The organism is Achromobacter xylosoxidans (assembly GCF_002192695.1).
Lineage (GTDB): Bacteria > Pseudomonadota > Gammaproteobacteria > Burkholderiales > Burkholderiaceae_B > Achromobacter > Achromobacter xylosoxidans_C.
Map to the genome: position 1 here is coordinate 1 of NZ_MTLG01000126.1, position 5104 is coordinate 5104.

General features: G+C 58.0%; 3 protein-coding genes and 1 pseudogene. 2 read left to right on the forward strand and 2 right to left on the reverse strand.

The window, feature by feature from the left end; translation table 11 throughout:
* A pseudogene (locus tag BRO63_RS33765) lies at positions 1 to 193 on the reverse strand (integrating conjugative element protein pill, pfgi-1); the annotation flags it as partial.
* Positions 194 to 437: 244 nt separating this feature from the next.
* Here BRO63_RS33765 and BRO63_RS33770 point away from each other — a divergent pair.
* Together BRO63_RS33770 and BRO63_RS33775 are read left to right on the forward strand one after the other, a co-directional pair.
* Positions 438 to 2204, forward strand: a complete 1767-nt coding sequence (locus BRO63_RS33770; RefSeq protein WP_228480065.1) for an ATP-dependent nuclease — start codon at positions 438 to 440, stop codon at positions 2202 to 2204.
* A 16-nt stretch (positions 2205 to 2220) separates the two neighbouring features.
* Positions 2221 to 4005 carry an ATP-dependent helicase gene (locus BRO63_RS33775; RefSeq protein ID WP_256943460.1) on the forward strand — a complete coding sequence of 595 codons (1785 nt, stop codon included), beginning with the start codon at positions 2221 to 2223 and terminating at the stop codon, positions 4003 to 4005.
* Between the two features lie 66 nt (positions 4006 to 4071).
* Here BRO63_RS33775 and BRO63_RS33780 read toward each other — a convergent pair whose 3' ends face one another.
* Positions 4072 to 4845, reverse strand: a complete 774-nt coding sequence (locus BRO63_RS33780; RefSeq protein ID WP_003050307.1) for a competence protein CoiA — start codon at positions 4843 to 4845, stop codon at positions 4072 to 4074.
* Positions 4846 to 5104 lie beyond the last annotated feature (259 nt).

A 5104-nucleotide genomic window follows, 5' to 3' on the forward strand; every position in this document is an offset into this window, starting at 1 on the left:
GACCGTAGCGCACGACGGGGATGTACTCGGGCGCCTCGGGTTCGGGCGCGGCCGAGACTTCCTCGATGGCATCAGGTGCGGGCGGCGCAGTCGTCGTAGCGCAGCCGCCAGCCAGCACCGACCAGAGCAGGCCGAGGACTCCAGCCAGCAGGCGGCGTTCGGGATGGTGAAACCAAGGTGGAGAGGGGCACATAAGCTCGGCGTCCTGAAACATCGAGCCCTCACCATCGCCGCTAAGACCCGGGGCAGCAGCAAACAATGCGAACCACGCTGCGTCCGATTTACCGGCAGCGGTCTAGTCGAACAAAAGCGGCCTTGAAGGGGGCCGTAACGGAAAAGCTCGGTCGCGGTCGGCGGATGGAGGCCGGCCGCTTGACTGCTACTATTTGTTAAAACACCAGTGGACGGGGGCGTAAATGAGGGTTTCTCGGGTCAGGTTGATCAATTTCGCCAATTTCTCGGATGTTGATGTCGAGACGGGGGAAAGTATCGTCATCGTGGGAGAGAACAAGGTTGGCAAGAGCAATTTCATTCGCGGCCTGCAGTTGATCCTTGATCCGGGCTTGTCTGAGCGCGATCGACAACTGGGGCTTGAACATTTCTGGGACGGACTTGGCGAAGACAAGGTTGGTGCGACCATTGAGGTCTCTGTGGATCTAACGGACTTCACAAACGATCCCCGACTGATGGCTCACCTCAACGATTGCGTGATTGATCCTGGCCCACCCATGGTGGCCCGACTCACCTACCGCTTCCAGCCTAAGGCGGGCCTGGGGCGCGCTCCGGAATCGTTGAAGGACTATGAGTATGTGATCTTCGGTGGCGACGATCCCGACATGCGTATCGGCGGCGCACTCCGCCGGATGTTGCCAATAGATGTTCAGGTAGCCCTGCGTGACGCTGAGAAGGACCTTGCGAGCTGGCGCAATTCGCCATTGAGGCCGCTCATTGAGGATCTTGCCGCGTCGTTGGATGATGACGCCCGTGAGGAGATTCAGGATCAGGTCGACCAAGCACAGCGAGAGCTGGCTGGACACGAGGAAGTGGTAGCGACAGCAGAACGGATCAGCGAACGGCTGATCGCCATCGCTGGGGGGCAACATGCCGTTCCGGTATCGCTCGGACTTGCACCAACTAGAGTCGACGCGTTGCTGCGCAGCCTGCGGCTGCTGATCGACAACGGCGTACGCGGAGTCGGCGATGCCAGTTTGGGAACCGCGAACCTGATCTTCCTGGCGCTGAAGAGTCTCGAACTGGACCGCCTCGTTTCCGATGGAGAGCGCGACCACACCTTCTTCGTAGTCGAGGAGCCCGAAGCGCACCTGCACCCGCACGTGCAGCGTCTAATCTATCGTTACTTCCTTGGCACGGGGGCGGAAGATGGTGAGGAACAGCCACCGCTTACGACAATCCTCACAACCCACTCGCCACATATCGCAAGCGTTGCGCCGATCAGATCTATTGTTCTGCTGCGCCATGACACAGCGGAAGGCAAGACTGTCGCGGTCTCGACAGCAAACGCACCTTTCACGCAGCGGGATGAAGAGGATCTTCAACGTTACATTGACGTCACTCGCGGCGAGATTTTCTTTTCTCGGGGGGTGATTCTGGTCGAAGGCGACGCCGAGCGCTTCATCGTTCCCGCGTTTGCCGAGGTACTCGATATTCCCCTCGATATGCTTGGAATCACTGTGTGCTCGGTGGGGGGGACTAACTTCACCCCGTATGTGAAGCTACTGGGCCCTGAAGGACTCAACATTCCCCATGTGATCCTGACGGACCGGGATCCAACCAATGGTAATCATCCATTGGTTCGCAGGCGGCTTATCAATGTCCTTGACGTGATTGAGGGCGGTGTCGATCACGAAAACTTGGATGCGGATGAAGTGATCGAGCTTGCCGAGCAGTACGGATACTTCGTCAACGAGAACACGTTGGAGCCCGAACTATTTGCAGGTGGACTGGCGCAGGACATGCAGGAGGTAATTCGGGAGGAACTGCCGCGATTAAGGAGAGAAACTCTGAATGCCTTGCAGCAGTGGGTGGACGATCCTGATCAGGTTGATGAAGACTGGCTGCTCAGATTGATCGAGAGGATCGGAAAGGGGAGGTTTGCGCAGGCACTTGCACCGTCGGTGTCACAGGACGTTTGTCCGGCTTACATTCGTTCCGCTCTGGAGCATATCCGTGACGCCATCGCGTAGTGTCAGCACAGCCTACTTGGCTCAGGCTGCCGAACTGGCTGGGAATCCGGGTCAGTTGGCAGCCTACAACTCTCAAGGACATTGTGTGGTACTCGCCGGTCCCGGGAGCGGTAAGACCAAGACACTCGTCCTAAAGCTCGCCCGCATCCTAGCCGAAGACGTCGAGGCCCCTCGTGGCGTTGCGTGCATCACTTATAGCCAGGAGTGCGCTCGCGAACTCGCTCGCCGAATTGAAAGCTTGGGACTTCAGCAGGCACCTAATCTTTTCATTGGTACGGTCCATGGGTTCTGTCTGCGTCATCTCTTGATGCCGTATGGACGCCTGGCCGGCCTGCCCATATCTTTCCCACTTTCGGTGGCCACTCAACGAGTCAGTGATCGGTTGTTGAAGCAAACTGGAGATGCGCTTTTCGGCCAGAACCATCCGTACAAAGTTATTGACCTCGGACGGCATCGCCGTTCCGTGCTCAATCGAAATAGCGTCGCTTGGCGTAGCGAGGAGGAACTCGCTGCCTGGGCCGAGACCTACGAGGCCGCTCTGCGCGACGAGGGGCTGATTGACTACGATGACATGGTTGTCTTCGGCCAACGTTTGATCGCCGAGCACGACTGGGTACTACCTCTGGTTCAGGCAAAATTCCCCGTGCTCGCGGTGGATGAGTACCAGGATTTAGGTGTAGCACTGCATCGCATCGTCAAACGCCTTGCCTTCGACGGGGGTGTCCGACTTTTCGCTGTCGGGGATGCGGATCAGTCGATATATGGATTTACGGGGGCTGATGGCGCGTTGCTCATGGAATTGGCGGCTCGCAGAGACATTGAGCCTGTCCAGCTTCAATTAAATTACCGTTCTGGTGCAGGGATCGTGACTGCGTCAGAGATGGCGCTTGGAGAAGCCCGAGGCTATCAAGCGAGCGATCCTGCGCGACAAACGACCATCGAATTTGTCCTGCGCCCGGGTGGTACGGCGGACCAGGCTGCGCACGCCGTCGCGCAGATCATTCCGGCGGCCTTAGCCTCCAAGCCGGGACGAACACTGGGCGATATCGCGATCCTATACAAAGACTATCGCGCAGGCGATATCGTGGCTGAAGCTGTGGCAACCGGCGGTCTCGATTACATCCGTGTGGATACCGCAGCACCTTACCGCAAGGTTGCCCTAACAAGTTGGGTAGAAGATTGTGCGGCGTGGTGCGCGGGTGGCTGGCGTGTTGGACGCCCACAATTGCGTGGACTACTCGACCGCTATCGCGCATTTCATCGGGCGAGCTTGGACGATTCACAGGCCAAGCGCGAAGAGCAAGAGCTAACCGCCTTGCTATGGGAGCTGCGCGCTGACCAGCAACCTGCGCGAGAATTTGTTGCTTCGTTGCGCAACGGTGTAGTGGATCATCTGCTGGCGGCTGAATTGGCGCTCGCTGATCAGAAAGAGCAACTGGATCGCATGACGGCAGCGCTCGCCGAAGGCGGTGCACTGGCTTCGCTAGACATCACTAGTTTGGGCGGTCGGGACGGTTCGCCCGATCACCTGAATCTGCTGACACTGCATTCCGCAAAGGGCTGTGAGTACGACGTCGTCATCATGGTTGGACTCGACCTCGGAAATCTGCCGTGGCGCAATGAAACTCCAGAGAAGTTGCGCGAAAGTCGCCGGCTCTTCTATGTGGGACTCACACGTGCTCGCGACGAGGTCCACATGCTGTATTCGGGCTTCGTTGATGGCCGCTATGGCCCTATGCGCTTTGGGCGCTCGCCATTCCTTGATGAGCTGGAGGCGCGAATGCGTGCCGCTGGCATTTGAGTGTGAACCAGGGAATCTGGAGTGTCGGTGCTGCGTCGGCGCATGTCGAGCAACACCACAGTCGAGCTACATCTTTGCAGCCAAGCGATTGGCTGCAAAACGCTCGCGCGAGAGTCTGGCGGCGTTATTCATCGAGTCTAGGTTATCGATACACCATAGACCGTTGATGCAAAGAAAGCGCTCACTAAGCACTGCTTCAAGTATGTTTGGAAGGGTTGCGTTGAAGAATCCGGCACCCTTGACCGTTGGGGCCGGATCTAGCTCAAGCATCGCGACCGGCAGGTCAGAAAGGCACGGGCCGAAGTGGCCGGCCGAAGGGAACTTGCCCCCAAACTCGGTGCGCAGACGCTCCTTTCCCATGCTCTTGGTGAGTGTGCTATATCGCTCCTGCCGCAGCAACCAAAGAGACTTGACGCCCGCCTCGCGGTACCGCTCTTGGCGTTTACGGTAGTCACGGAGCGACTGATACGATCTTTGGATCTCGACAGCCAACCTAACCCCATTGCGCTCACCCCAGACATCAGCCTGCCAGCGACCTGCATCACCCGAACCCGGCATTTCAACCGAGGCACGGCATCCAAGATCTTCAAGCACGCTGCGCACAAGTATCTTGGCCGCCAGGTGCCATTGGCTTTCTTCGGAAGTACTGCACGCACCTCCTAGATGCGCAAAGAAGGGGTACCCATTAGCACTAACCTTGGGAATCGCTGGAGCGTTGCAGCAAGGCATCAGCAGATCACCGACGCAGTACGCCCGTTGCAACTCTTCCCACTGCGCCTGAGACATATGCAGTGCGTTGGCTGCACCAGTACCATCTGCATATGCTGCTTCGATCACCATAGCCACAGTGCCTCCTTGAATCTCGGTATTGTCTAATCAGTTTAGCCTTCCCCGCGCTGGGAGCGGGGCGGTGATCGAATCCTCCGAGCAGCAATTTCCTAGAAAAATGCCGGCACCCCCGAAAGGATGCCGGCAGACAGCAGATCACGCAGTTACCAATTGCCGGGCCAATGCGACCTCCACGGAATCACCATCCTGGTTCAGGACATCGAGCCCCGATTCGGGTACATCGCCCGAAGTGGACTGCGAGACCATGATC